This window comes from Bradyrhizobium sp. Pha-3 (assembly GCF_042258325.1).
Lineage (GTDB): Bacteria > Pseudomonadota > Alphaproteobacteria > Rhizobiales > Xanthobacteraceae > Bradyrhizobium > Bradyrhizobium elkanii.
The window spans coordinates 2,678,395-2,703,669 of sequence record NZ_CP170151.1 but is presented as its reverse complement, the minus strand read 5'-3'; the positions used below and the strand labels follow the sequence as shown (position 1 = coordinate 2,703,669).

At 65.0% G+C, this 25,275-nt stretch carries 21 protein-coding genes and 2 pseudogenes; 9 read left to right on the top strand and 14 right to left on the bottom strand.

Translation table 11 applies throughout. The annotated features are described in order from the left end of the window. Positions 1-106 precede the first annotated feature (106 nt). From ACE10X_RS12615 to ACE10X_RS12565, 11 genes and pseudogenes are all read right to left on the bottom strand, one after another. Positions 107-859: a hypothetical protein gene (locus ACE10X_RS12615; protein WP_038386544.1), complete on the bottom strand. Its 753-nt coding sequence runs from the start codon at positions 857-859 to the stop codon at positions 107-109. A gap of 183 nt (positions 860-1,042) precedes the next feature. Next, positions 1,043-1,468 (bottom strand): GFA family protein, encoded by a 426-nt coding sequence (locus tag ACE10X_RS12610; RefSeq protein WP_038386545.1) that lies wholly within the window; start codon positions 1,466-1,468, stop codon positions 1,043-1,045. 243 nt (positions 1,469-1,711) lie between these two features. Then, positions 1,712-2,932, bottom strand: a complete 1,221-nt coding sequence (locus ACE10X_RS12605; protein WP_051003124.1) for an ABC transporter substrate-binding protein — start codon at positions 2,930-2,932, stop codon at positions 1,712-1,714. Between the two features lie 232 nt (positions 2,933-3,164). Next, positions 3,165-4,603: pseudogene (locus ACE10X_RS12600) on the bottom strand (amidase family protein). Between the two features lie 24 nt (positions 4,604-4,627). Next, positions 4,628-6,046, bottom strand: a complete 1,419-nt coding sequence (locus tag ACE10X_RS12595) for an amidase family protein (RefSeq protein ID WP_038386553.1) — start codon at positions 6,044-6,046, stop codon at positions 4,628-4,630. Positions 6,047-6,090: 44 nt separating this feature from the next. Continuing rightward, positions 6,091-6,921, bottom strand: a complete 831-nt coding sequence (locus tag ACE10X_RS12590; protein WP_375764203.1) for a FadR/GntR family transcriptional regulator — start codon at positions 6,919-6,921, stop codon at positions 6,091-6,093. 267 nt (positions 6,922-7,188) lie between these two features. Continuing rightward, positions 7,189-7,725, bottom strand: a complete 537-nt coding sequence (locus tag ACE10X_RS12585; RefSeq protein WP_304556602.1) for a hypothetical protein — start codon at positions 7,723-7,725, stop codon at positions 7,189-7,191. Between the two features lie 194 nt (positions 7,726-7,919). Next, positions 7,920-8,303, bottom strand: a pseudogene (locus ACE10X_RS12580) (ABC transporter permease subunit); the annotation flags it as partial. 17 nt (positions 8,304-8,320) lie between these two features. Beyond that, positions 8,321-9,247, bottom strand: coding sequence for a hypothetical protein (locus ACE10X_RS12575; protein ID WP_155258384.1), 927 nt, complete (start codon positions 9,245-9,247; stop codon positions 8,321-8,323). 240 nt (positions 9,248-9,487) lie between these two features. After that, positions 9,488-10,609, bottom strand: a complete 1,122-nt coding sequence (locus ACE10X_RS12570; protein ID WP_304556603.1) for an amino acid ABC transporter permease — start codon at positions 10,607-10,609, stop codon at positions 9,488-9,490. A 1-nt stretch (position 10,610) separates the two neighbouring features. Beyond that, the gene (locus ACE10X_RS12565) at positions 10,611-11,798 is read right to left on the bottom strand and encodes an ABC transporter permease subunit (protein ID WP_038388681.1); all 1,188 of its coding nucleotides are present in this window, start codon (positions 11,796-11,798) and stop codon (positions 10,611-10,613) included. Between the two features lie 154 nt (positions 11,799-11,952). Here ACE10X_RS12565 and ACE10X_RS12560 point away from each other — a divergent pair, with 154 nt between their 5' ends. From ACE10X_RS12560 to ACE10X_RS12540, 5 genes are all read left to right on the top strand, one after another. Beyond that, the gene (locus tag ACE10X_RS12560) at positions 11,953-12,828 is read left to right on the top strand and encodes a MurR/RpiR family transcriptional regulator (protein ID WP_038388680.1); all 876 of its coding nucleotides are present in this window, start codon (positions 11,953-11,955) and stop codon (positions 12,826-12,828) included. Positions 12,829-12,833: 5 nt separating this feature from the next. After that, positions 12,834-14,189 (top strand): aspartate aminotransferase family protein, encoded by a 1,356-nt coding sequence (locus ACE10X_RS12555; protein ID WP_038388679.1) that lies wholly within the window; start codon positions 12,834-12,836, stop codon positions 14,187-14,189. An 88-nt stretch (positions 14,190-14,277) separates the two neighbouring features. Beyond that, positions 14,278-15,288, top strand: a complete 1,011-nt coding sequence (locus tag ACE10X_RS12550) for an amino acid ABC transporter substrate-binding protein (RefSeq protein ID WP_028339575.1) — start codon at positions 14,278-14,280, stop codon at positions 15,286-15,288. Between the two features lie 163 nt (positions 15,289-15,451). Then, positions 15,452-16,096: an aspartate/glutamate racemase family protein gene (locus tag ACE10X_RS12545; RefSeq protein ID WP_375764202.1), complete on the top strand. Its 645-nt coding sequence runs from the start codon at positions 15,452-15,454 to the stop codon at positions 16,094-16,096. Between the two features lie 180 nt (positions 16,097-16,276). Beyond that, the gene (locus ACE10X_RS12540; protein WP_038388677.1) at positions 16,277-17,227 is read left to right on the top strand and encodes a YiiG family protein; all 951 of its coding nucleotides are present in this window, start codon (positions 16,277-16,279) and stop codon (positions 17,225-17,227) included. Between the two features lie 162 nt (positions 17,228-17,389). On the opposite strand, the gene ACE10X_RS12535 is transcribed toward ACE10X_RS12540, so the two are convergent. Then, positions 17,390-18,724, bottom strand: coding sequence for an MFS transporter (locus tag ACE10X_RS12535; RefSeq protein WP_038388676.1), 1,335 nt, complete (start codon positions 18,722-18,724; stop codon positions 17,390-17,392). A gap of 281 nt (positions 18,725-19,005) precedes the next feature. Between ACE10X_RS12535 and ACE10X_RS12530 the strand changes: the two genes are divergently transcribed. Next, positions 19,006-20,253, top strand: a complete 1,248-nt coding sequence (locus tag ACE10X_RS12530; RefSeq protein WP_038388675.1) for a multidrug effflux MFS transporter — start codon at positions 19,006-19,008, stop codon at positions 20,251-20,253. A 197-nt stretch (positions 20,254-20,450) separates the two neighbouring features. Here ACE10X_RS12530 and ACE10X_RS12525 read toward each other — a convergent pair whose 3' ends face one another. Then, entirely contained in the window at positions 20,451-20,876 is a 426-nt protein-coding gene (locus tag ACE10X_RS12525) for a DUF983 domain-containing protein (protein WP_038388674.1), read from the bottom strand. 95 nt (positions 20,877-20,971) lie between these two features. Between ACE10X_RS12525 and ACE10X_RS12520 the strand changes: the two genes are divergently transcribed. Together ACE10X_RS12520 and ACE10X_RS12515 are read left to right on the top strand one after the other, a co-directional pair. After that, on the top strand, positions 20,972-22,348 hold the full coding sequence (locus ACE10X_RS12520) for a PLP-dependent aminotransferase family protein (RefSeq protein ID WP_304556604.1): 1,377 nt from the start codon (positions 20,972-20,974) through the stop codon (positions 22,346-22,348). A 107-nt stretch (positions 22,349-22,455) separates the two neighbouring features. Beyond that, entirely contained in the window at positions 22,456-23,754 is a 1,299-nt protein-coding gene (locus ACE10X_RS12515; RefSeq protein WP_375764201.1) for a serine hydrolase domain-containing protein, read from the top strand. A 6-nt stretch (positions 23,755-23,760) separates the two neighbouring features. On the opposite strand, the gene ACE10X_RS12510 is transcribed toward ACE10X_RS12515, so the two are convergent. After that, on the bottom strand, positions 23,761-23,970 hold the full coding sequence (locus ACE10X_RS12510) for a hypothetical protein (protein ID WP_157788196.1): 210 nt from the start codon (positions 23,968-23,970) through the stop codon (positions 23,761-23,763). A gap of 192 nt (positions 23,971-24,162) precedes the next feature. Between ACE10X_RS12510 and ACE10X_RS12505 the strand changes: the two genes are divergently transcribed. Then, entirely contained in the window at positions 24,163-25,167 is a 1,005-nt protein-coding gene (locus ACE10X_RS12505) for a hypothetical protein (RefSeq protein ID WP_375764200.1), read from the top strand. The last annotated feature ends 108 nt before the right edge of the window (positions 25,168-25,275 follow it).

Here is a 25,275-nt window from a genome sequence, read left to right as displayed (position 1 = left end):
TGACGTCGATGGCGAAGGGAAACGGTTGACGCGATCCGTGTCAAGAAAGGGCACACGCTTCCACATGCACCCACACGCGCTTTTGATGCATCACGCGACCGACACATCACACCACGCGCTCGCGATGCACGCGCCGGCAATCCATTTCGAAGTCGAGGCCAACCACCGGCGGCCGGTCGAAATGCCAGGTCAAGCCGTTGCGAAGCACGCCGCGGCGGCCGAGCTCGCTTTCCAGCACCGGATAGGCGTCGTGCACGGTGTAGAGCTGCACCGCGGTGGTGTCCTGCCAACGGCCGCAGAACGCGCTCATCCGGCGTTCCATCTCGTCGGCCACGAATTTCGCCTTCGCCAGGAGGCCGGCCGGGCTGGTGTCGCCGAGGGCGACGGTATGATCGCGGTAATTGGCCTTGCCCTCGACCGACTCGCCGCTGCCGGCGACGACAAAGCTGGTTGGTTCGTCCTTGGCGGCCGGTACCGTGTAGCAGAAGGCGTGGAAGCTCGGCTCGCCGGGCGGATCGAGCTTCGGACAGACATTGCTGCGCGCCACCGGATTGACGCCGTCCCGCATCACGCCCCAGGCCACCAGCGTCTTGATGTAGATCTCGTTGAAGGCCCTGAAGCCGTCCTCGGTGAACGGCGCCGGGGAACGCAGTTCGCAGGCGCCGAACGCCGTCAGCGGGCGGCCTGAGGCCCCGATGATATCCGCGATCCTTGCAAAACCCGCGCCCAGCGGCACCGGTTCAGAGAACCTGACGCGCTCGATGGCAAAGCCGGGCAGCGCACCGATGCCGCACGAATACTGACTGACGCCGGGCATGAAGCGGTAGCCGCCGTCGGAAGCCTCGATGGTGTTGGTCATGGTGCCTCGTGAACACGGTGATGGGGCCGTCGCGATGACGGTCCGCTTGAGTTCACCACAGCTGTCGTCCCTGCGAAAGCAGGGACGACACTGAACTTATTGCACGATCACCGGCGGAAGGGTTCACTTCCCTCTCACCGTCGTCACGCGACGAGCCGGGCGGTCGTCGGCCGACAGCGATCGTTAGTCGGCCGGGATGAAGCGGAGTGTGCCTGCCCGGCGCGTCGGCTTGCCGGTGTCGTTCGTATGATTGACGCCGTCCATCACAGGCACCTCGGGGAAATCGAACGGGCTTACGCCGTCCAGGCAGGCCACATTGACGGCATACAGGTTCTGGTTCGATCGTCGTTGATGATGGGTGTAGATTCCGCAGCGCGAACAGAAGAAGTGCTGCACCGATCCGGTATGGAAGCGGTAGCTCGTTAGCGCGTCCTCGCCGTGCAGGACCTTGATCCCGCCCATCTCCGCCATGGCAACGACGGCACCTCGCATCCGGCAGTAAGAGCAAGTGCAGCGGCGGATCGAATTGAAGCCGTCGCTGAGCGTCACCTCGAAACGCACCGCGCCGCAATGGCACTGGCCGGCCCGAACACCCGTGTCGCCCGTCATGTTGCCGCGTCTCCTGTCCAGATCGCTTCTGCGCCCGGCCTTGCAGGGCGGACGAGAAGGTCTCAGCGAGCTCAACGCGCCGCACGCCGCAGTTCGCCCGGAACTGCGCAGGAGCATGATCTGCCGACTGAGACCGATCTCAATGCGAACGTATCGTCAGGATCGGCGCCGGACAACCGATCAAAACTCGCGCATGATAGGAGAAAAACTCACGCGAGGGCTCGATGCAAATTTCTGGCGCGGCTAGTGCGACTTGGCGACGTAGGGGCAGCCGCCTTCATCGAGCGGACGGAAGGCCTGGTCACCCGGCACCGTTGCGAGATACTCGTAGAGATCCCACTTGCTCTTGGACTCTTCCGGCTTCTTGATGCGCATCAGATACATGTCATGCACCATCCGGCCGTCCTCGCGCACGAGGCCATTCTGGGCAAAGAAATCATTGACCGGGGTCTTGCGCATCTGCGCGATCACGGTTTCGGAATCGACCGAGTTGGTCGCGGCGACCGCCTTGAAATAGTGCCGGAGCGCCGAGTTGACGCCGGCCTGGTAGGCGGTCGGCATCGCGCCATGCCGCTTGAAGAACTCCTGGGCGAAGACGCGCGTCTCCGGCGTGCGATCCCAATAGAAGGAATCGGTGAACAGCAGATCGTGCGCATGCGCGAGGCCAAGCGCAGGCACGTCGGTGAGTGTCACCTGTAGTGCGACGACCTGCATGCTGGCGCGGATGTTGAACTCGTCGGCCTGCGACACCGCGTTGCGGAAGTCGGAACCGGCATTGGCAAGCGCCAGGATCTTGGCGCCGGAGGACTGGGCCTGCAGCAGGAAGGACGAGAAATCGGCGGTGTCGAAGGGGTGGCGGACCGCGCCGAGCACCTTGCCGCCGGCCGATGTAACGGCCTTGCTCGCATCGCGCTCCAGCGCCTGGCCGAACGCATAATCCGCCGTGAGGAAAAACCAGGGCGTGCCGCCGCGCGCCACCACGGCCTTCGCCGTCGCGTTCGAGGAGGCATAGGTGTCATAGGTCCACTGCACGCTGGTCGGCGAGCATTGCTTGCCGGTGAGATCGGACGAACCGGAGCCCGAAATCAGGAACAGCTTCTTGCGTTCGCGCGTCACCGTCTGGATCGCGAGCGCCACCGCGGAATTGACGCCTTCGGCGACCACGTCGACACCCTTGTTGTCGATCCAGTTGCGCACGATGCCGGTCGCCACGTCAGGCTTGTTCTGGTGATCGGCCGAAATGATCTCGATCTTGCGGCCGGCGACCGTGCCGCCAATTTCCTCCGCCGCCATTTGTGCCGCGATCACCGATCCCGGGCCGTTGCCGTCGGAATATTGCCCGCTCATGTCGGTGATGATGCCGACCCGCAGCACGCCATCCTCCGCGCGGGCAGCGCCGGCCGCAAATGAGAGACACACGGCGGCCATTACGATCAGGGCATGCGAGCGTTTCGTGATGGACATTTCGTTCCCGGGGGTTTCGACGTTTCGGACGATCTCCTGAAGCAATCAGGGATCGCCGACAACCCCGTCGCCGGCATGGCGCCCTGCGATTCCGTTCAGAAATTCCGGGAGAAGGAACACAGCCATTGCGTCGACACGCGCGATGCCGATCGTGCGCACGCCGCGACGAGATTTCGCCGCGGCGTGCGTTGAATCATACGATTGGCTAATGCGTTGAGGCGTCGAGATCGCCTCAGCGCCGCTGCCACAATTGTCGTGCCAGAATGCCGGCCTTGCGCTCGATCGCCTCGGCGGCGTCGAGACACATGTCCTCGCGATAGCGCGAGCCGACGATCTGGACGCCGACCGGCAATCCCTCATCGAGGCCGACCGGCACCACGGCCGCCGGGAGCCCCAGCACGTTCATCGACGAAATGAAGCGCAGGTCGTTCCAGAACAAATCCTTGACGCGCTGATCGCCGCCGAGATCGGCATTGACCTCCGGCGTCTTGCGCACCGTGGTCGGCATCACGACCAGCGGATACTGCTCGAGGAAGGTCATCCAGTTCCTGATGTGGCGCGAGCGCTCGGCGATCGCCTTCATGTAGCCGGCCTGATCGAGCTGATTGCGATGAAGCCGCGGAATGTCTTCTGGAAGTCGGCGCTGGTGGTCGCCAGCATCTGGTCCTGCTGCAGGACGCGAACCTCGGTCATGATCAGGTCGCACCAGAGCTGCCAGACCTTGTTGAGGTCGGGGACTTCGACCTCTCTGACCGCATAGCCGGCATCGGCGAGATGATCCGCCGCCTTGCGCTGGAGCGCGATGACGCCGCGATCGGTCGCCATGTCCTCGGGGATCTTTGCGAGCGCGACCTTGATCGGCCCAGCCGGCTTCGGCCCCGTCAGCGGCGCCGGCACATACCAGGGATCGCGCGGGTCACGCTGCGCCATCACCTCGAGGCCGAGGCGCACGTCGGCGACGTGGCGCGCCAGCGGCCCTTGCGACGACATGAACTGCGCCATCAGCGGCCGCTCCGCCGTGGCGCTGGGATTGAACGCGGGAATGCGGCCCTGGGTCGGCTTGATGGTGGCGATGCCGTTGCAATGCGCCGGCCAGCGCAGCGAGCCGCCGATGTCGTTGCCGTGTGCGATGGTGCCGATGCCGGCGGCGATCGACGCGCCGGCGCCGCCCGAGGATCCGCCGCAGGTCACGTCGGCATTCCAGGGATTGCGCGTCAGGCCGTGCAGCGGGTTGTCGGTGAAGCCGCGCAGCGAGAACTCCGGCGTGTTGGTGAGGCCGATGATGACGGCGCCGGCCTTCTTGAGATTGGCCGTCACCGGCGAGTCGCCCGGCGCGATGTTGTCCTTGAATGCCACCACGCCGTTCGAATTGGCCTGGCCCTCGACGTCGATATTGATCTTGATCGTAACCGGCACGCCGTGTAGCGGCCCGACGGCGCCGCCTCCGCGCTTGCTCGCAGCCAACGCCTCGTCCGCGGCCTTGGCGGCCTGCATCGCTGACGCGCCGAGATCGACCACGACGGCGTTGAGCGCCGGATTGGCTTCCTGCATGCGGTCGAGATGGGCGCGAACCACCTCTTCCGACGTCACTTGGTTGTTTCGGATCGCCGCGGCTGTGTCGACGGCGGACCATTGCCAGATCGGTGCGTTCGTCACGTGATGTTCTCCCATGATGTTCAGTGCTTTGTTGTTGGTTCAATCTCGCGGATCGATCGGCGTCAGCTTTGATGCACGCGCCTCGATCAGCTCGGCCACTGCGAGACAGACGTCTTCCCGGAAGCGGCCGGCGATCACCTGCACGCCGACCGGCGCGCCAGCGGCGGTCCCGGTCGGCACGACGACCGACGGAAAGCCGAGCGCGGGCACCGCGAGCAGCGGCCGCTGCGCATCGAGCAGCGCGCGCACCACCGCCTCGTCTTCCTGATCCTGATCGAAACGGAACGGCAGTTGCGCCGAGACCGGCAGGATGATGACGGGACAGCGCTCCTGGAACAGCTGCCAGGCCCGCACGATCGCCAGCCGCTGCTCGAAGCAGGCGAGCACCTGATCGCCGTCGAGCTCGGGCGCGTAGGCGATATGGCATTCGAGATTGTAGCGGCTCCGATCGTCGCCGAACTTGCGGATCATCGGCGCCAGCGCGCGCCGCTCCTCATTGATGACGAGGCGATGCCAGAGATCGGCGGCCTCCGCGAGCCGCGGCGGCACGGTCTCTTCCACGGCAAAGCCGGCCTCTGCGAGCCAGCGCCCGGCGGCGCGCACCGCCGCGCTCACCTCGCCCGCCTCGTCGCCGAACGGCGCCGCTGCGATCGCAACGCCGATCGGACGCTTGAGCTCTGGACCTTGCAGCGGCACCGGCAGCCAGGTGCCGTCGCGCGCGTCCGCCTGCGCCATGGCGGCGAGGCCGATGCGCAAGTCGGCGACCGAGCGGGCAAGCGGCCCCTGCACCGACATCATCTGCGCGGTGATCGGACGATCGCTGGTTGCCGGCGGATTGAACGCGGGGATCCGCCCCGGCGTCGGACGCAGGCCGGCGACGCCGCAGGCGTAAGCCGGATAGCGGATCGAGCCGCCGAAATCATTGCCGTGTGCGATCGCGCCCATGCCGGAAGCAACGGCCGATGCGGCGCCACCGCTGGAGCCGCCCGGCGTCAGCCGACGGCTCCACGGATTGTAGGTCGCGCCGTGCAGATCGTTGTTGGTGAACCAGCGGTGCGAAAAGGCCGGCGTGTTGGTGCGCCCGACAATGACGGCGCCCGCCTTGCGAAGATTCGCGACCACCGGGCTGTCCTCTGTGGCGATCACGTCGCGGAAGGCCACCACCCCGTTGGTGGTGGCGCAGCCGCGCTGGTCGACATTGACCTTGATGGTGACCGGAACGCCGTGCAGCACGCCGAGCTCCGCGCCTGACTTCACCGCGACGTCCGCCGCGTCCGCGGCGGCCAGCGCTTCGTCGGCGACCACAGCGACAATGGCGTTCAATGCCGGATTGACCTCGGCGATACGATCGAGACTGGATTGCACGGCTTCCCGGCTGGAAATCGCGCGCGTCGCGATCGCACGCGCCAGATCGACGGCCGACCAGCTCCACAACTCATTCTCGCGCCGCGTGTCCATTGTCGTTTTCTCCAAGGCGTGATGCGGCAGTCGGCCGATGCGGTTCAATCGAGCCGCAACGGCTGGTGAAACACGGGCAGATCGATGCGCCGGTCTTCCGCGGGAACGACCACCGCCTCGGCGCTCAGCACATGATCGAGCATCACGCGCCGGGCGCGCGCGGCGTTGCCGGAGCGGAACGCAGCCAGCAGACGCTTGTGAAACTCGATATTCTCGCAGGTGAAGCTGGATGCGAACTCCTGTACGCCGAGCTTGCCGATCAGATGCCTGATCGCCTCGTTGACGAACCGGCACATCAGGCCGAGCAGCGGGTTGGGACAGGCCTCGATCAGGATGTCGTGGAAATCGATCTCGGCGTGGCGATGATGTTCCCAATCGGCATCGCCGTCGGGATGATGCTCCTGGACCGCGATCGCCTTTTCCAGTGCGGCGAAATGCTCCGCCGTGAGGTGGCCGATCACGCTGAAGGCGAGCTCCGGCTCGATCAGCCGGCGGATCTGGTAGATCTGCGCGGTGCTGGTCGACTGGAAATAGAAGTAGTTGCTGAGCAGGCCGACGATCCGGTTGATCGAGACCGGCGCCACCCGCGCGCCGCCGCCGGGACCGGTGGTGTTCTGCACCAGCCCCTGCACTTCCAAAGATTTGAGCGCCTCGCGGATGGTCGAGCGGCTGCAGCCGAACATCTCGATCAGCTCCCCCTCCTGCGGCAGCCGGTCGCTCGGCTGCAAGCCGGCCTGGAAGATGTGGCTGCGGATCAGGTCGGCGACGGCGTCCGAGCGCTTGCGCTTGATCGAGGCGCGGCGCGAAGGGTCGAGGGACGGGAGAGCCGATTTATCTATTTTATAATCATAAATAGGATCGCGATCACTTTGCAAGCCATGTCGGTGTTCTCGTGATGCCGAGGCCCGCCATGATGGGGATACCCCGGTCGCCTGTCAGCGGTCCCGGGGACGAAGTGCCTACGCGGTCAAAGGGTCGACCGGACGCTGGACGATGGTGATGATGAGGAGCCCGCGGAGCCGAGGCGGCGTCTCGCTCAAAGCGGACTATGGTTCACGGTGTGGCGCATCTGGCGACAGAAGCCCTCCACGAACTGCGCAAGCGCCTCGAAATTGACCAGCAGCCTTTCGGCCTGCTCACGGTCAGCCGAACCAGGGGTAAACGATTCCGCCAGACGCCTCTGGCGATCCGCGATCCCGGCAGGCTGCGGCCCTGCTTTCGGCAAACTCCAGTTGCTCGAGTCGGCGGCCGAGCTTGTCTTCTTCCTCAAGCAACCGCTTGTTGAGCATCGATCTCGTGTTGGTTGGAACGTCCGGGCGCTTCAGCAGATCCAGATAGTGGTCGATGTTTGCGCGCGCGGTATACTCGTTCACGTATGTGCCTCCGGCCAGTCGCAGTCTCGGTCGGCGAGGCACAGCTTCAACACTCAGGAATTGCTCGATCTCCACCAGGAGTTGGCGAAGCTCATCGGTCGAAAAGCCTTGCAGGGCATCGTGGACCTGGCTTCGGGTGCTTTCCGGATAGACGGCGTTGTCTTCGGCCATTGGCGTACGGCAAAAATCAAAAAGTAGAGCCCTGTCAGGCACACACCAAATCAACAAATCAACGGCAGCTCGAACGATGCCCACGCGAACAATGATTCTGTCATCGCGCGCGCTCGCGAATCCAATGGCGCTCAAGATAAGTTAGGGGCGGAACATCGCCTAGTGCACTCTGTGCCAGCCGCGCCCTGCGCCTGCCATCGGCCAAGTCTTGGTTGCCGCATCGTTAAGGCCAGAGCAGGCCGCTCCAAAAATCAAAGCAGACGGCTGCGGATGCGAACAGGCCGGCACCGAAGGATGCAGCATGTGAGGGAGGCAAGAATCCGGATCGCTCAGCCGTGCGCGCGCTGCGCCTCGAGGCCGCGGCTGTAGCGCGACATCGCAAAGCAGAACACGAAGTAGATCACGCCGACAAATACATAGACCTCGACGCTGAATGCTTGCCAGGCCGGATCGACGATCGCGGTCTTGGCGGTGGTCAAGCGATCGAAGATGCCGATGATCAGGACCAGGCTGGCGTCCTTGAAGAAGGCGATGAAGGTGTTGACCAGCGGCGGGATGACGTGGCGGATCGCCTGCGGCAGCACGATCAGCGCGTTCTTCTCCCAGTAGGACAGCCCGAGCGCGTCGGCGGCCTCATATTGTCCGCGCGGCACCGTCTGCAATCCGCCGCGCACGACTTCGGCGAGATAGGCGCCGGCATGGAAGGTGGCGGCCGGCGAGCGATGGGCCGCTATTGTGAAAACGCCCAGTAAAGGTGCTTCTCGTCTTCCGACAACAGCCTCACATGGTTGATAAAGTCCCAGACCATTTCTCCGAAGGCACTGCCGCCGCCCTGGCTCGACTTGGCGGATACCATATCGAGCTCGTGCCAGCCCCTGTACATTTCCTCGTCGATGCTTTCCAAGCGGTCCTTCATGGCCTGAGCATTGAAAGCGCCGCAAGATTCGGTGAACAGGCTTCTGACCGGATGGATTTGCCACATGCCGCGATGGCGCTCTTCGCTGCCCTGCTGCCCGTAGACACCCGACTCTCCACTGAACGGAAACGCGCCGCGCGTCGCCTTGATCATCTCGCGGCGCTTGGCATTGCCTTCCTTGATGTCGACATACACCGATATGACCATATCGTTGTAGTACCAGAGGTCCAGGCACGCCGGATATCCAGCGTTCAGGATCACTTGCACGAGCTTTTTGATACGCTGCCCCTTGTAGCCCTTCATGCCCTGCGCAAGCGCAAGCAGGCGCATCAGAAACGTCTTGGCATCATTTGGAGTCCAGACGCAGATATCCTCGGCCTCGAAATCGATCGGATCATGATCGACGGGCGGGATGTAGATGATGCCGGGATTGGCCGAATTGCTGAACATCCAGTTGTTGCCGCTGGGGCTGACCTTGACGCACCCCACATAGTGGCTGAGGTACCAGTTCACGACATCGGGGTCGTCGGTCATGAAGTTGAAATAGATCAGCTCCTTGACTCCGACACTGAACTTCTCAGCGACGGTGTACCAGTCTTCCTGAGGCCGGGTATCTCCCGGTCGGACAGGGCCGTGCGGCCGGTAGGGAATGCCGCCTTGCATCAATCCCCAATTGCGTGGGACGGGCATGCCCTTTGGCGGTCGCTCGATCGGGTGAGGCGAGCGTTTCGGGGGCGCCATGGCATCGATCTCCTCATATGCGGCGTGATCGCATCACATGAGTGCAAGTTGCCGCTGCCGGGGTTCACGCGCTCACGGAGATGTTTTCCACTTTCTCAAGCTTGTCCAGATGCGGCATCTCAGGTTCCGCGCAAAGCGGATCGATCCATCACGGCAGGCTCCAAAACGTCCCATGCGACGAAGGAAAATGCGATGCGACCCAGACAGGTCGAGGCTTCGCGCTCGAACGTGATCACCGCCTCAGCCGTGCGCGCGCTGCGCCTCGAGGCCGCGGCTGTAGCGCGACATCGCAAAGCAGAACACGAAGTAGATCACGCCGACGAACACATAGACTTCGACGCTGAAGGCCTGCCAGGCCGGATCGACGATCGCGGTCTTGGCGGTGGTCAAGAGATCGAAGATGCCGATGATCAGGACCAGGCTGGTGTCCTTGAAGAAGGCGATGAAGGTGTTGACCAGCGGCGGGATGACGTGGCGGATCGCCTGCGGCAGCACGATCAGCGCGTTTTTCTCCCAGTAGGAGAGCCCGAGCGCGTCGGCGGCCTCATATTGTCCGCGCGGCACCGCCTGCAGGCCGCCGCGCACCACTTCCGCAAGGTAGGCGCCGGCATAGAGGATGAAGGCGATCTGGGCGCGCAGCAATTTGTCGATGTTGACGCCGTCCGGCATGAACAGCGGGAACATGACGCTCGCCATGAACAACAGGCTGATCAGCGGCACGCCGCGGATCAGCTCGACATAGAGCACGCAGAGCGAGCGGATCGCCGGCAATTTCGAGCGGCGGCCGAGCGCCACCAAAATTCCGAGCGGGAAGCCGAACGCAAGCCCGAAAGTCGCAAGGATCAGCGTCACCGGCAGCCCGCCCCAGCGGTCCTGCGTGACAAAGGACATGCCGAGAAAGCCGCCCCACATCAGGCACCCGATCGCGATCAAGGAAGCGGCCCACAGCAGGAACAGCTCCTTGCGCCAGAAGCTGCGGCGGCTCGAGACCACGAACAGCGCGATGAAGATCACGACCGCGAGCGCCGGACGCCACTGTTCGCTGAACGGATAGGTGCCGAACAGGATGAAGCGGTACTTCTCGGGGATCACCGCCCAGCAGGCGCCGACGCCGCGCAGCGCGCGGCAGGCGCTGGTGTCGTTGCCGGAGACGATCCAGATCGCGTTGGCGATCCCCCATTGCCAGAGGCCGATGCACGCCTTGGCGAGCACGAATAGCAGCAACAGCGTCATGATGCTCGACGTCACGGACGCGAACAGGTTGGTGCGCAGCCAGGCCACGATCTGGCCGCCGACCGTGCGCTGCGCGCGGCGCCGGCCGATCGGCAGCGGATCCTGCGGGAGATGTGCGACCGAGCTCATGTCAGCGCTCCACCAGCGCGATCCGCGCATTGTACCAGTTCATGAACAAGCTGATGCCGAGGCTGATGGTGAAGAACACCATCATGATCAGCGCGATCGACTCGATCGCCTGCCCGGTCTGGTTCAGCGTGGTGTTGGCGATCGAGACGATGTCCTGGTAGCCGACCGCGACCGCGAGCGACGAATTCTTGGTCAGGTTCAGATACTGGCTGGTCATCGGCGGGATGATGACGCGCAGCGCCTGCGGCAGCACAATGTGCTGCAGCACGAAGCTGCGCTTCAGCCCAAGCGCCTTGGCGGCGTCCGACTGGCCGCGCGGCACCGCCTGGATGCCGCTGCGCACGATCTCGGCGATGAACGCCGAAGTATACGTGACGAGCGCGATCAGCAGCGCGAAATATTCCGGCGCCAGGGTCAGCCCGCCGACGAAATTGAAGCCGCGCAGCTCGGGCAGCATGACGCTCCAGCTCGCGCCCAGAAGCCACGACACCAGCGCCGGCAGCGCGATGATCAGGCCGAGCGCGTAGGGCCAAGCCGGCCGCGCCTTGCCGTCGAGCATCTGCTGCGCGATCAGGCGGCGCCTGACGATGATGAAGACGATCACGCCGGCGACCAGCGCGACGAGCGTCCAGCCATTGGCGTCATGCAGCGGCACCGACGGCAGCACAAGGCCGCGGTTGGATAGATACACTCCGTCGACCGGCTTCCACGCCTGGCGCGCCGCCGGCAGGCCCTGCATCAGCACGTACCAGAACAACAGCTGCAGCAGCAGCGGCAGGTCGCGCAGCACCTCGACATAGACGGCGGCGAGCCGCGCCAGGAGCCAGTTCGACGACAGCCGCGCGATGCCTACCAGCGTGCCGATCACGGTCGCCAGCACGACGCCGATGACCGCGACACGCAGCGTGTTGACGACGCCGACGATGAACGCGCGCAGATAAGTGTTCTTCGGCGTGTAGTCGATCCAGCTGTCGGCGATCGGCATGCCGGCTTCACGGCCGAGGAAGGCAAAGCCGGTCGAGATGCGGCGCACCGAGAGGTTATGGACCGCGTTCGACCACAGCCAGGCGACGACGGCGACCGCGATGGCGACCACCAGGATCTGCCAGAACAGGCCCGCGACGCGGGGATCGCTGAGCGAAAGCCGCCAGGGCCGGGCGGGAGGGCGTTTCGGCGTCGATGTCGTCACAGCACAAGGACCCCAGTGAGAAGCGATCTTCTGCCATGCGCAAGAGCGTTTTCGAGCGAAGCGGATACCGGTTCGCGTGAAGAAAACGCGTCAACCTCAAATCCTGCGCGCGTCATATGTTGCACCAAATTAATATTTGTGCAACATATGTTTCATGGCCCAGGCTCAGCCGAAACCATCGCCCCTGAACGAATTGTGCAGCGCACTGCCGTCGCTGCCGATGCGCTTGCAGGAGGTCGGCCGGTTCGTCGCCGCCAATGATTACGACGCCACCACCCGCTCGATGCGCGAGCTCGCCTCGGTCGCCGGCGCCGATCCTGCCTCATTCACCCGTCTTGCCAAGGCACTCGGCTATTCCGGCTGGGACGAATTGCGCGCCGCGCTCACCGAGGCGCGCCGGCCGGCGCAGGGCTCGCCGTTCTCCGGCCGCGCCAGAAGCCGCCGTGCCGGGCCGAATGCCGATGTCAAACTGGTGCACGACAAACTGGAGGCCGAGGCCGCGGGCCTTGCGCGGATTTCGGCGAGCACGATCGCGGAAGCCGCGCGTGCGCTGCACTCGGCTGACCGGATCTGGATATCGGGGTTTCGCAGCTGCCGCAGCGTCGCGGAACTGCTGACCTATCAGCTTCGCCTGTTCCGCCCCGATGCCGTGCAATTGGTCGGCGGCTCCGGCCCGTTCGATCTCGACCACGGCGCCTTCCGCTCAGGCGACGCCGTGGTCGTGATCGGCTTTGCGCCCTACACCCTGGTCAGCGTCGAGACGGCGCGCGCGGCGCATCAGGCGCGCGCCGCGCTGATTGCGATCGCCGACACCATCACAGCTCCGATGGCCGAAGGCGCCGATCATCTGCTGCTGTTCGAGGCCGCCTCCTCCCCCGGCTTCTTCCCGAGCCTCACCGGCGCGATCGCGGTGGCGCAGTCGCTTGCGGCCGTCGCTTTCACGCTGGGCGGCGCCGGAGCAAAGCGCAAGCTGGAGGAGACCGAGGGCCGGCTTGCCGAGATGTCGCAATATTTTGTCGAGAAAGGATGAGTATCATGGCCGCCAACAAGAGCCGCGTGATGCATCGCAGCCTGCGCGAAACCCCACCGAAGGCAATCGGCGGTGACGGCGTCTGGCTGATCGCGGAGAATGGCCGCCGCATTCTGGATTCCTCCGGCGGCGCCGCGGTCTCCTGTCTCGGCCATCAGCACCCGCGGATCCTTGCCGCGATCGCAAAGCAGGCTTCGAAGATTGCCTATGCCCACACCGGCTTCTTCTCCTCCGAGCCTGCGGAGGAGCTCGCCGAGCGGCTGGTCGGCCACGAGCCCGGCGGCCTCGGCTATGTCTATTTCGTCAGCGGCGGGTCGGAAGCGATCGAGGCCTCGATCAAGCTGGCGCGGCAATATTTCATCGAGCGCGGCGAGCCGAAGCGCGCCCGCTTCATCGCGCGCCGCCAGAGCTATCACGGCAACACGCTCGGCGCGCTGTCGGCCGGCGGCAATGCCTGGCGCCGCGAGCCCTACGCGCCGCTGCTGTCGCCCTCGTTCAGCCATGTCACGCCGGCCTTCGCCTATCACGAGAAGCGCGACGATGAATCGGAGGCGGCGTTCGTGGCGCGGCTTGCCGCGGAGCTCGAGGCCGAATTCCAGCGGCTCGGCCCCGATACGGTCGCGGCGTTCATCGCAGAGCCCGTGGTCGGCGCCACCGCCGGCTGCGTGCCGGCGCCGGAGGGCTACTTCAAGGCGGTGCGCGAGATCTGCAACCGGCACGGTGCGCTTCTGATCCTCGACGAGGTGATGTGCGGCATGGGCCGCACCGGCACGCTGCACGCCTGGGAGCAGGAAGGCATCTCGCCCGACATCCAGGCGGTCGCCAAGGGCCTCGGCGGCGGCTATCAGCCGATCGGCGCGATGCTTGCCAGCGGCACGATCGTCGACACGGTGCGCGATGGCTCCGGCGCGTTCCAGCACGGCCACACCTATCTGGCGCATCCGCTCGCCTGCGCCGCGGCGCTCGAGGTGCAGAAGGTGATCGCTGAGGAGAAGCTGCTCGACCAGGTCAAGGAGCGCGGCCGCCAGCTCGAGCAGCGGCTCACCGAGCGCTTCGGCAATCATCGCCATGTCGGCGATATCAGGGGCCGCGGCCTGTTCTGGGGGATCGAGCTGGTCGCCGACCGTGCCACGCGGCAGCCGTTCGATCCCAAGCTGAAGCTGCATCAGCGGATCAAGTCCGCGGCCTTCGCCGGCGGGCTCGGCTGCTATCCGTCGGGAGGCACCGCAGACGGCCAGCGCGGCGATCACGTGCTGCTCGCCCCGCCCTATATCGCGACTTCCGGCGACATCGACATGATCGTCGAACGGCTAGGCGCTGCGGTCGACAGCGCGTTGAAGGATGTTGGTCACGGAGCATGATCCGGAAAAACGGGCACCGGTTTTCCCGCGACAAACGCGAAGCGTTTGCGCAGGGGTCATGCTCAAACGTTAGGAGGAGGAGGAAGACATGCTGAGGGGTATCATCACTCTAACCGTTCTCGCCGCGGGCATCGCGGGCGCGAGCGCGGCGACGCTCGACACCGTCAAGCAGCGCGGCACGCTGGTGTGCGGCGTCTCGACCGGCTTTGCCGGCTTCTCGGCGCCGGACTCGCAAGGCAACTTCAAGGGCCTCGACGTCGACTATTGCCGTGCGCTTGCCGCCGGCGTGCTCGGCGATCCCGCCAAGGTGCGCTACGTCGCGCTGACCGCGCAGAACCGCTTCACCGCGCTGCAGTCGGGCGAGATCGACGTGCTCTACCGCAACTCGACGCAGACCTTTCTGCGCGGCACCACGCTCGGACTGCGGCAGGGACCGGTCAATTTCTACGACGGTCAGGGCTTTGTCGTGAAGAAGGACCTCGGCGTGAAGGAGCTGAAGGACCTCAAGGGCGCCACCGTGTGCGTCGCCCAGGGCACCACGCATGAGGTGACGCTCGGCGACTACGGCCGCGCCAACGGCATCGACTGGAAGCCGCTGGTGTTCGACCGCGTCGACACCATGTACCAGACCTTCTTCGGCGGCCGCTGCGATGCCATGACCCAGGATGCTTCCGCGCTCGCCGGCGCGGTCGCGACCGCAGCCCCGAAGGCCGATGACTATGTCGTGCTGCCGCAGACCATCAGCAAGGAGCCGCTCGGCCCGTTCACCCGCAACGGCGACGAGGTGTGGAGCGACATCATCACCTGGCTGCATTACGGCCTGATCGAGGCCGAGGAGCTCGGCGTCACCCAGGCCAATGCCGACGAGATGGCGAAGTCGCAGGTCCCGGCGATCCAGCGCCTGCTCGGCGCGTCGGGCGATCTCGGCTCGCGCCTCGGGCTCGACAACAAATGGCTGGTCGCTGCCATCAAGTCCGGCGGCAATTACGGCGAGATCTTCGAGCGCAATGTCGGCAAGGCAAGCCCGCTGAAGCTCGAGCGCGGCCTCAACGCCACCTGGAGCAAGGGCGGGTTGATGTACGCGATTCCGTTCAAGTGACCGAAGTTACCTCGCCCCGCTTGCGGGGAGAGGTCGGATTGCGAAGCAATCCGGGTGAGGGGGAGCCTCCGCATACCCTCCTCTCACCTGTTACGACGATAGAGCCCCTCACCCCAACCCTCTCCCCGCGAAAGAGCGGGGAGAGGGAGAGCAAGAAACATCGATGCGCATCACCCTGATTCACGCCCTGAAACACTCGATCGTGCCGATCGAGGCATCATTCGCACGACATTGGCCGGAGGCGCGGCTGATGAACCTGCTCGACGACAGCCTGTCGGCGGACCTCGCGCGCGACGGCAAGCTTGACGAGCGCATGACCGAGCGGTTTCTGACCATGGGCCGCTATGCTGTCAGCACCGGCGCCAATGGCATTCTGTTCACCTGCTCGGCGTTCGGGCCGTGCATCGAGGCGGTGGCGCGCGAGCACGCGCCGATGCCGGTGCTGAAGCCGAACGAGGCGATGATCGAACAGGCGGTCGCGAAGGGCCAGCGGATCGGCCTGCTCTCGACCTTTCCGCCGACGCTGGTCTCGATGCCCCCGGAATTTCCGTCACAGGTCACGCTGGTGCCGAAGCTTGCCGAGGGCGCGCTGGCGGCGCTCGACCGCGGCGACCGCGGCGACCGCGCCGAGCATGACCGCATCGTGGTCGAGGCGTCCAGGGACTTGCGCGACTGCGATCTGATCGCGCTCGCGCAGTACAGCATGGCCCCGGCCGCCGAGCGCGTCGCTGAAGTGACCGGACGCGAAGTACTCACGACGCCCGACAGCGCGGTCAAGAAGCTGAAGGCGATGCTGAGAATCGCGTAGGCGCGATCCATGATCGCTGGGTTCGGCGGTAGTGGCTGTTAGCCCGTAGCCGACAAACAAGTCTATCGATAGTGTGCCTCGCGGTCTCGGCGGAGACTCGTGTGACGTCACCTTCTGTCGTCACATAAGCTTTCCAGGCTGAGGCGGCCAACTTCCGGCCGAGACGAGGGCAAACTACCGATGCGAAATACCCCTTTCCTTGCGCTTGCAGCCATCGTTGCTTTCCTCGAACCTGCCGCCGCCCAACAGGCCCCGCCTGCGTCATCGGCGAGCGCCTCCGCCGCGCAACTGACGCACAAGCTGAACGCCTATGTCGGGTGCATCAACCGTCTCTCGGCGCGCTCGTACGAATCCCGCGAACGCTACTTTTCCTGGGCCGCCAAGAGCGGTCCGACCGGCAAGGAGCGGATCATCTACGGGACCTACACGATCTACGACACGTCCGACTGCAAGGCGAGCGTCGCGGCTGCCAATGCAACGGACCCGCACGACGCCGAGCTTGAAGCCGCCGCGAACGCGTATGTTGCAGCCGTCACCACGCTTGAGCCGCTGTTGAAGGAGGCGGACGACTACTACACCCAGGAGAACTACAAGGACGACAAGATGGCCAAGGGCAAGGCGCTGCACCCGCGCCTGGTCGCGGCCTGGGATTCGTTTGCCGGCGCCGACAAGGCGCTGCGCGCCGGCGTCGAGGCCATCAATGACAAGCGCGCCGCCGAGCAGCTGGCCGCGATCGAGGCCAGCGAAGGCCGCAAGTCGCACTACTATGTCGAGGCCCTGATGATCCAGGCCAAACGCGTGCTTCGCGCGCAGCAGGCCGACAAACCCAACCTCGACGCGATAACCCAGGCGCTCAACGAGTATGAGGCCACGGTGAAGGCAATGGACGAGGCCTCGGGCAAGGACGGCGACGCCAAGCTCGGCTCGATGTTCATCGGCAGCGCCAAATCATTCCTCACCACGGCGAAGCAGCTCATGCGCCGCGTTCGGGACAAGGTGCCTTACAGCTCAGGTGAGAAGATGATGCTGAGCAACGCCGGCGCCGGCTGGATGGTGGAAGGATCGCCGGCGCGGCTGATGCGCGACTACAATCAGCTCGTCGACGGCTACAACCGCGGCGCCCGCATCTGAATGACCGCGCCCGACGGTGCGGTGCTGCCAGCGATGCACCGCTGCGTAGGGTGGATCAGCGACTCGTCCGCCGTAGCTCAGCGAGCGAAGGCGGAAGCGTAATCCACCGCGACACTGGAGCCGTGGCGGATGACGCCTTGCAGCTCATCCGCCCTGCCGTGCCTACGCTCCCGCGTCGTGCACGTTCAGATCGACGCCCTGCGGATCCTTGATCGTCGACACCGTGATCAGCGAGATCAACGACAGCACCGCAATGTAGACGCCGACGCGCCAGGACTGGCCGTAGGTGCCGATGATCCACTGCGCGATCATCGGCGCGAAGGCGCCGCCGAAAATGGCGCCGAGCGCATAGCCGATCGAGACGCCGGAATAGCGCACCTTGGCCGGAAACAGCTCGGCATAAAGCGCCGCCTGCGGGCCGTAGGACAGGCCGAGCGCAATGGTGAGCCCGACGGCGCTGACGAAGAACAGCAAGAGGTTCTTGCTGTCGATCAAGAACCACATCGGAACCGCCCACAGCACCATCAGGGTGTAACCGATCTGGAAGCAGCGCACGCGGCCTATCTTGTCGCCGAGGATGCCGCCGAGCAGCGTGAAGATGAACCAGCTTACTGCAGCTAGCGTGCCGATCAGCAGCAGATGCTCGGACGGCATCTTCAGCGTATTGGCGCCGTAGCTGATGATGAACGCGATCAGGATGTAGCCGGCCGCATTGTTGGCCATGAAGATCAAGGCCGTGCGCAGGATCTCCTTGGCATGATTGCGCATCAGCTCCTTGAGCGGCGCGGAGGATTCCTTGTGCCGCCGCTGCATCGCTTTGAACACCGGAGACTCTTCGACCGTGCGTCGGATCACGATGCCGACGACGATCAGCACGATCGACAGCAGGAACGGAATCCGCCAGCCCCACTCGATCATCGCCTGCTTGCCGAGCGTCGCGGTGAGCACCCACAGCACGCCGGTCGCCAGGATCATGCCGAGCGGCGTGCCGATCTGCGGGAACGAGCCGAAGAAGCTGCGCTTGTCGACGGGAGCCGATTCCACCGACATCAGCGCCGCGCCGCCCCACTCGCCGCCGGCCGAGAAGCCTTGCAGGATGCGCAGGAGAATGAGGAGCGCCGGCGCCCAGGCGCCGATCTGCGCGTAGGTCGGCAGCAGGCCGACCAGCGCGGTCGCCGCCCCCATCAACAGCAGCGTGACGACGAGCATGTTCTTGCGCCCGAAGCGGTCGCCGAGATGGCCGCAGACGATGGCGCCTAACGGGCGGAACAGGAAGGAAAGGCCGAGCGTCGCGAACGACACGATCTGCGCCAGCAGCGGATTGTTCGCGTTCATCGGCGCGAAGAACAGCGCGCCGAACACCAGGCCCGCCGCCTGGGCGTAGACGAAGAAGTCGTACCACTCGATGGTGGTGCCGACGAGCGTTGCGGTGAGGACCTTGCGCTCCTCATCCGACAGTTCAGCGCCGCGCGAGCGCGCGGACAATTCGATGGACATGTCGCCTCCCCAAACCCGTTCTTGAACCTGTTCTTGGCCGCGCGGGCGTGGTCGGCGGCGATGCGCCTGCCCCGCACGGATGCTGGCCCCGGGATTAGCAGAGGTTTCCGCGCGGCACGAGAAAAATAGTTGCAGTCGCAACGATATTCGACAAATTGTGCTTTTGGCCCCGGTTCCCGACCCCGTTACCTCGACCGCGATCGGCGGGCTGCCATCCCGAAACGCCGATTGTGCATCGCAGCAAGATCGCTACGATGCGAGGATTCCCAAGAGGTTGCTAAGTGTCTGATATCAATGCCGATGCCTGGGTTTCTTCAGGCCACCGCCCGATGGGCTTCCCGGAATTCGTCGTCGTCATCGCCTCCATCATGGCGCTGAACCCGCTGGCGATGGACATGATGCTGCCGGCGCTGCCGAACATCCGTTCCGCGTTCCAGATCACCGACGCCAACCGTCCGCAGATGGTGCTGTCGATCTTCCTGGTCGGCTTCGGCGTCGGTCAGTTCGTGATGGGCCCGCTGTCGGACCGCTTCGGCCGCCGCCCGGTGCTGCTCGGCGGCATGACCGTCTACACCATCGCTGGCCTGCTCGCGATCATGGCGCCCTCGTTCGAGACGCTGCTGCTGGCGCGCGCGCTGCAAGGGCTCGGCACCGCGGCAACCCGCGTGATCGCGACCTCGATCGTGCGCGACTGCTACGCGGGACGGCGGATGGCGAGCGTGATGTCGCTGGCGATGATGGTGTTCATCGCGGTGCCTGTCATCGCGCCGTCATTCGGCCAGGCGGTGATGCTGCTGACGCACTGGCGCGGCATCTTCGTGCTGCTGATGATCTATGGCGTGATCGCGCTGGCCTGGAGTGCGATGCGGATGCCGGAGACGCTGCCCAGGGAGCTGCGCAAGTCGTTGGCGATCCCGGAGGTCTTGTCCGCGTTCCGTCAGACCGTCACAAACCGCCAGACGTTCGGCTATGCGCTCGCCGCCGGCGGCGTGCAGGGCTCGCTGTTTGCCTTCGTGTTCTCCTCGCAGCAGATCTTCACCGAGATCTTCAAGCTCGGGCATTACTTCCCGGTCGCGTTCGCGGGCTGCGCGGTCGGCGTCGCGATCGCCGGATTCCTCAATTCGCGCATCGTCGGCCGCATCGGCATGCGGGTGATCTCGCACGCCGCGCTGACCGGCTTTGCCGTCGTCGCAGGCGCCCTGCTGCTGGCGGTGAAGACCGGCACGCTGTCGCTGCCGCTGTTCATGGTGCTGTCGGGCCTGATGATGTTCGCGTTCGGGCTGATGATGGCGAATTTCACGGCGCTCGCGATGGAGCCGCAGGGCAAGATCGCCGGCACCGCGTCATCGCTGTACGGCACGATCACGACGTTGCTCGGGATCGGCATCGGCATCACGATTGGCCAGGATTACGACGGCACGCTAGCGCCGTTCGCGACCGGCTTCTTCCTCTGCACGCTGGCCGCGCTCGCCGTCGTATTGGTGACGGAGAAGGGCCGGATGTTCCGGCCGCATCATCATCCGATTTGATGATCCGTAGCCCGGATGGAGCGAAGCGAAATCCGGGACGCTTTTACCTGCGGCACGAACCCCGGATTGCGCTTCGCTCCATCCGGGCTACGATCCTGACTTGACCCGCTGCTGTAGCCCGCATGAGCGGAGCGATATGCGGGGCTGCTGTTCCCGGATGTCGCTTCGCTCATCCGGGCTACGATTCTGAGATCGCGTCAGGCTTCGCGACTCCGTCCGACGCTGCTTTGCGCCCGGGCGGGCGCCACCGCACGCCGCGTCGCCGCGAATCCCTCCATCCCGAGCTGCCACTGCAGGCCCACGATCGCGCCCTTGGTCGGCTGCAGCAGCGCGAGTGCGCTGAACAGCGTGACCGGCAGCCAGATCGCAAGTTGCAGCCAGGCCGGCGGCGCGTAGTTCATCTCGAGCCACAGCAACGCCGGCACCACGACGTGGCCGACCACGACGATCACGAGATAGGCCGGGAAATCGTCGGCGCGCTGCGGGGTGAAGTCCTCACTGCAGACTTCACAGTGATCGGCGACTTTGAGGAAGCGGCCGAACAGATGGCCGCGCCCGCAGTTCGGGCACTTCATGGTGAAGCCGCGCCACATCGCCTTTGGCAGGGAAACCGTCTCGGTCATCGTCGTTTTCCTTTGGCCGTTGTCCTTGACTTGATCTGATGATCCATACAATATGTAATCGAACACCTACAATCAAAGACAAAGCGTCAGATTGCATGGATTGGATCCCTACAGTTTCGGAATGGCACGGCCCGATGTTCCTGCGCATCGTCGATGCGCTGGCCGCCGACATCGCGAGCGGCCGGCTGGTCCGCGGTCAGCGGCTGCCGACCCATCGCGCGCTGGCCTCGGCACTCGATATCGATCTGACCACGGTGACGCGCGCCTATGGCGAGGCGCGGCGGCGCGGACTGCTCGACGCCCGCGTCGGCCAGGGCACGTTCGTCTCGGAGACCACCGCGCGCGCCGCCTCCGACCTGCCTGCGCCCGTCAACATCGACCTGTCGATGAACCTGCCGCCGCAGCCGGTCGAGGCCAATCTCGACCTGCGCATCGCGCAGGGACTTGCGACCATCCGCTCCGAGGCCGGGTTCTCCGCCTATCTCGGCTATGCACCTCCCGGCGGCACCACTGAGGAGCGCGAGGCCGGCGCGGCGTGGCTCGCGCCGCGGGTGCCGCAAGCCTCGGCCGACCGCATCGTGATCTATCCGGGTTCGCAGGCGATCATCTTCAACGCGCTGCTGGCGCTGACATCGCCGGGCGATGTCGTGGTGACGGAGGCGCTGACGTTTCCCGGCATCAAGGCCGCGGCGGCGCGGCTCGATGTCCGCCTGGTCGGGGTTGCGATGGACGCCGAGGGCGCGCGGCCCGACGCGCTCGACGAGGCCTGCCGCAAGCACAAGCCGAAGGCGGTCTATCTGGTGCCGACACAGCAAAACCCGACCACGGCGACGATGAGCGCGATCAGACGCAAGGCGATCGCCGATATCATCAGCAAGCGCGGCTGCGTCCTGATCGAGGACGACGTCTACGGGCCGCTCGAACCGCAAATGGCGCCGATCGCCACGCTGATTCCGGAACGCACCTACCTTGCCGCGAGCATCGCCAAATGCATCGCGCCGGCCTTGCGCGTCGCCTATCTGCTGGCGCCGGATGCGAGCGCCGAGCAGCGCATGCGCGCCGGCATGCAGGCCACCATGCAGATGCCGCCATCCTTGATGGTCGCGCTGGTCACGCAATGGCTGCGTTCGGGCGTCGCCGCCGACATCATCCGCGCCATTCGCAACGAGGCCGCGGCGCGCCAGCAGCTTGCAGCCCGCTTCCTCAAGGGCGTCAGCTATGCGGCGCGGCCGGCGAGCCACCATCTCTGGATGCCGCTGCCGAAACATTTAGACGGCACCGACCTGTTGTCGCATCTGATGCGCAACGGCCTCGCCGTGGTCGGCGAAGGCGCCTTTGCGGCGGGCGAAGCCGCGCCGCGCGGCCTGCGCGTGTCGCTGGGCGCCGCGCGCAACCGCGCCGAACTGAGCCAGGCGCTGCAGGTGCTGTCGAATGCGGTGCGCACGCCGGTCGGCGCTACCCAAATCGTATAATTCCGGCCATCGCCGGGAATAAATTCGCTCCAAAATGATTATGGTGCGCGGGGGCGCACGCCGTTAAAACTCTGCGCTCAGGGCATCAGGCAGGGGCAGGCTTTTCAATGTCATGCGGATATGATCGGGCAGTCCACCGTGCTGTGCTGACGCTTCGCGGGGCAGTGACCGCGATCGGTTGTCTTGCAGTTGTCATATCAGGCGGGGCGCGCGCCTCCGATGCCCCTGCCCCGGTGCCGGAAAAACTCGAACGCATCACCTCATTCTTTGACAACGAGGTTGCGACAGGAAAAATTCCGGGCGCAGTCATCCTGATCCAGCAGCACGGCAAGCCGGTCTATCTGAAGACCTTCGGCTATCGCGACGTCACGACCAAATCGCCGATGCGGCCGGACACGATGTTCGCGCTGCATTCGATGACCAAGCCGATCACCAACACCGCCGCGATGATGCTGGTCGACGAAGGCAGACTGTCGCCGCAGGATCCGCTGTCGAAATACATCCCGGCCTTCGCTGACGTAAAGGTCGCGATCGAACCGGACGGTGGAAACGATCCGGCCAAGGTTGAGCTGGTGCCGCCGATCCGCCCGGTCACGATCGAGGACCTGATGCGGCACACCTCGGGCATCACCTACGAATATATCGGCGCCGACTGGATCCAGAAGATCTACCGCGCGGGACATCTCTTCGACGGCAAGTTCGACAACAAGGAATTCGTGGCGCGGCTGGCCAAGCTGCCGCTGTCGCGGCAGCCCGGTACGCTGTGGCGTTACGGTCATTCCACCGACGTGCTCGGCCGGGTGATCGAGATCGTCTCGGGCAAGACGCTCTATCAGTTCGAGAAGCAGCGCATCTTCGATCCCCTGGGGATGAAGGACACCACATACGTGCTCGACGCCGAGACCGAACGGACGCGGCTGGCGGAGCCGCTGCCCTCGGACACGATCCTGATCGAGGGGGAGAATGACCGGCGCGCGCATCCGGAGTGGGAATCCGGCGGCGGCGGCCTGGTATCGACCATCCTCGACTATGCGCGCTTCGCGCAGATGCTGCTCAATGGCGGCGAGCTCGACGGCAAGCGCTATCTCAGCCCCGCAGCCTTCAAGGCCATGACGACGGACCATATCGGGCCGGGCTCCGGCGTCGGCCGCGACTACTGGTACTTCCCCGGCGACGGCTTTGGCTATGGCTACGGCATTGCCGTGCGCACCGATCCCGGCATTGCCAAGCCGCCACCACCGGGCTCGATCGGCGAGTTGAAATGGGACAGCGGCAGCGGCACCTATTTCGGCGTCGATCCGAAGCTCGACATGATCTACATCATGCTCGAGCAGACCCAGAACGAGCGCCAGCGCATCACGCCCGCGTTCCGCAAGCTGGTCTACGACGCCTTCAGCCCGGATTGAGTTCCCTCACCCTCGTCTATTGCCGCGAACCGTTTCCTGCCTGCGCCGTGCTGCGGCCGCGATCAGGCTCGCGGTGCATTCGTTGCAGACGAACGCACACTCATCCGTAAACAAGCAAATCCGTGCATCGAGGCCAACCGCATCATCGTCGACGATCCCCTCGATAATGCCACCGCAGCACACGCATTGGTGGTGCGACGTCAATTCTCGTTCCATGACGCGCTCTCCAGCGGTCGCAGCTTCCTCTCCGCTGCTTCCCTCACGCTATATACTATCGTATATATCGAGACGACAAGGCAGGCGGGTGAACGATCCGGTCGGGAACCCTGCAGACAACAACCATCGACCGGAGACGATCGCCAAGAAAATTCTGCCTGGCCCAAACAGGTTCATTGAGGAAACGCGATCATGATAAAAAACAAAGGCGACGCGGGACGTCCGCGCGCAACGGGAGAACTGCTCACGATCCGCCGCGCATCGCTAGCTAGCGCTGCGGCCATCATTCTTGCACTTGGCACCGCCGGCGCAGTGCGCGCCGAAACGGCTCCGGTCGGCGTTCCCGACAAGAGTTTTCCGGAAAGCGTGACCTCGACCTCCGACGGGACACTTTACGTCGGCAGCTTCAACCATGGCGGCGTGACGAAGATCTCGGGCGGCAAGGCCGAGCAACTGGTCAAGCCGGGCGCCGCCAACAGCCGCTCGACGCTCGGCGTGCTCGCCGACGAGAAGAGCGGCACGCTCTATGTCTGCTCCAACGACATCAGCGCGATGGGCGTTGCGGGGCCAAGCGACACCAAGGGCGCCTGGCTGAAAACCTTCGATCTCAAGAGCGGCGCGCCGAAGGGCAGCTTTGCCTTGAGCGATCCGAAATCGTTCTGCAACGACATCGTGGTCGGTGCGGACGGCACCGCCTATGTGAGCGATTCCTTTGCGCCGTTCGTCTACAGCCTGACGCCCGGCGGTACGGCGCTGGCGACGTTCGCGACCGATCCGCAGCTCGCGCCCGCCAAGGACGGCGTCGGGCTCGACGGCATCGCGATCGGCGCCGACGGCAATCTTTACGTCACGACCTTCATTCCGGCCAAGCTGTTCAAGATCGAGGTGAAGGACGGCAAGGCCGGCGCCGTGACCGAGCTGAAGCCGTCGCGGCCGCTCGACCACGCCGACGCGCTGCGGGCGCATGGCGGTGGTTTCCTGCTGATCGAGGGCAACGGCAAGCTCGACAAGGTCACGGTGAAGGGCAGCGAGGCCACCATCGACACCATCAAGGATGGTCTCGCCGAGCCGGTCTCGGTGACGCAGGTCGGCGATGTCGGCTGGATCGCCGAGGGCAAGCTGTCCTACGTGATCGGCGACAACAAGGGCAAGGACCCCGGCCCGTTCAAGCTGACGCCGATCGCGCTGCCGAAATAGCGGCGGGCTCGGTTACGCTTCGCAGCAAACTCGGTGTATCTCCCCGGCTTGCGGGGTCGAGACGAGCGAAGCTCGCTGTTAGGTCGGGTCGCATCGATAGATGCGATC

Bases quoted from the DNA above. Each gene is read 5' to 3' on its own strand.
- ACE10X_RS12610 (WP_038386545.1), bottom strand. From the start codon at position 1,468: ATGACGGGCGACACGGGTGTTCGGGCCGGCCAGTGCCATTGCGGCGCG.
- ACE10X_RS12540 (WP_038388677.1), top strand. From the start codon at position 16,277: ATGCGAAATACCCCTTTCCTTGCGCTTGCAGCCATCGTTGCTTTCCTC.
- ACE10X_RS12575 (WP_155258384.1), bottom strand. From the start codon at position 9,247: ATGGCGCCCCCGAAACGCTCGCCTCACCCGATCGAGCGACCGCCAAAG.
- ACE10X_RS12535 (WP_038388676.1), bottom strand. From the start codon at position 18,724: ATGTCCATCGAATTGTCCGCGCGCTCGCGCGGCGCTGAACTGTCGGAT.
- ACE10X_RS12615 (WP_038386544.1), bottom strand. From the start codon at position 859: ATGACCAACACCATCGAGGCTTCCGACGGCGGCTACCGCTTCATGCCC.
- ACE10X_RS12525 (WP_038388674.1), bottom strand. From the start codon at position 20,876: ATGACCGAGACGGTTTCCCTGCCAAAGGCGATGTGGCGCGGCTTCACC.
- ACE10X_RS12545 (WP_375764202.1), top strand. From the start codon at position 15,452: ATGCGCATCACCCTGATTCACGCCCTGAAACACTCGATCGTGCCGATC.
- ACE10X_RS12550 (WP_028339575.1), top strand. From the start codon at position 14,278: ATGCTGAGGGGTATCATCACTCTAACCGTTCTCGCCGCGGGCATCGCG.
- ACE10X_RS12520 (WP_304556604.1), top strand. From the start codon at position 20,972: ATGGATTGGATCCCTACAGTTTCGGAATGGCACGGCCCGATGTTCCTG.
- ACE10X_RS12555 (WP_038388679.1), top strand. From the start codon at position 12,834: ATGGCCGCCAACAAGAGCCGCGTGATGCATCGCAGCCTGCGCGAAACC.
- ACE10X_RS12560 (WP_038388680.1), top strand. From the start codon at position 11,953: ATGGCCCAGGCTCAGCCGAAACCATCGCCCCTGAACGAATTGTGCAGC.
- ACE10X_RS12605 (WP_051003124.1), bottom strand. From the start codon at position 2,932: ATGTCCATCACGAAACGCTCGCATGCCCTGATCGTAATGGCCGCCGTG.
- ACE10X_RS12505 (WP_375764200.1), top strand. From the start codon at position 24,163: ATGATAAAAAACAAAGGCGACGCGGGACGTCCGCGCGCAACGGGAGAA.
- ACE10X_RS12570 (WP_304556603.1), bottom strand. From the start codon at position 10,609: ATGAGCTCGGTCGCACATCTCCCGCAGGATCCGCTGCCGATCGGCCGG.
- ACE10X_RS12510 (WP_157788196.1), bottom strand. From the start codon at position 23,970: ATGGAACGAGAATTGACGTCGCACCACCAATGCGTGTGCTGCGGTGGC.
- ACE10X_RS12515 (WP_375764201.1), top strand. From the start codon at position 22,456: ATGTCATGCGGATATGATCGGGCAGTCCACCGTGCTGTGCTGACGCTT.
- ACE10X_RS12595 (WP_038386553.1), bottom strand. From the start codon at position 6,046: ATGGACACGCGGCGCGAGAATGAGTTGTGGAGCTGGTCGGCCGTCGAT.